The sequence below is a fragment of the Mesorhizobium sp. M7A.F.Ca.ET.027.03.2.1 genome (genome assembly GCF_003999175.1).
In the GTDB taxonomy this organism is placed as follows: domain Bacteria; phylum Pseudomonadota; class Alphaproteobacteria; order Rhizobiales; family Rhizobiaceae; genus Mesorhizobium.
Window position 1 is genome coordinate 1 of record NZ_RZOM01001536.1, and the last position, 987, is coordinate 987.

The window sequence follows — 987 nt, forward strand, 5'->3', positions numbered from 1 at the left end:
CCCGAGACATAGACGATGCGGTGGCCTTTTGATGCTAGCGCCGCGGCCGCCTGGGTGAGCAGCGTCGACTTGCCGATACCAGGATCGCCGCCGACCAGCAGCGCCGAGCCGCGCACGAAACCACCGCCGGTGGCGCGATCGAGTTCGCCGATGCCCGAAATGATGCGCGGCGCGTCCTCGATATCGCCGGACAGCGTGGTCAGCACCACCGCGCGGCCCTTGCGGGCATTGCGCGTGTTGGCTGGTCCTGAGCCGATGCCGCCGGACGTGCCTTCCTCGACCAGCGTGTTCCACTCGCCGCAGGCATCGCATTTGCCGGCCCAGCGCTGATGCACCGATCCGCAGCTCTGGCAGATGAATTGGACGCGCGACTTTGCCATCAGCGGGATGCTGCTTGAAAATGGTCTGGGCGAGGTTGGCTGGGGTAGGTCAAAAAGCTACTCGAACCTTTCCGGCAGATGATGCTCCTCGGCGAGGTCGGAGAAGCGGGTGAACTCGCCCTGGAAGGCAAGGCTGACGGTGCCGGTCGGTCCGTGGCGCTGCTTGGCGATGATCACTTCGGCCTTGCCCTGGACTTCGACCATCTTTGTCTCCCAGGCGAGATGCTCGGGCGTGCCTTTCTCCGGCTCCTTGTTCTTGATGTAATATTCCTCGCGGTAAACGAACAGCACCACGTCGGCGTCCTGCTCGATCGAACCCGATTCGCGCAGGTCGGACAGCTGGGGATGTTTGTCGTCGCGGCTTTCGACCTGACGCGAGAGCTGTGAGAGGGCGATGATCGGCACGCCGAGCTCCTTGCCGAGTGCCTTCAATCCGGTAGTGATCTCGGTGATTTCCTGGACGCGGTTCTGCGACGCCTTGGCGGATGAACCCTGCATCAGCTGGATATAGTCGATGACCATCAGGTCAAGCCCGCGCTGACGCTTGAGGCGGCGGGCGCGCGCCGCAAGCTGGGCAATGGAAATACCGCCCGTCTGGTCGATGTAG

Annotated in this window: 2 protein-coding genes; both read right to left on the reverse strand. The window is 63.4% G+C overall.

What is annotated here, in order from left to right; genetic code table 11:
* A partial coding sequence (locus tag EN750_RS36240) for an ATPase domain-containing protein (protein WP_281062383.1) occupies positions 1 to 380 on the reverse strand: 380 nt, incomplete at its 3' end.
* Between the two features lie 57 nt (positions 381 to 437).
* Positions 438 to 987, reverse strand: a 550-nt coding sequence (locus tag EN750_RS36245; RefSeq protein ID WP_281062384.1) for a DnaB-like helicase C-terminal domain-containing protein, incomplete at its 5' end; no start/stop codon positions are given.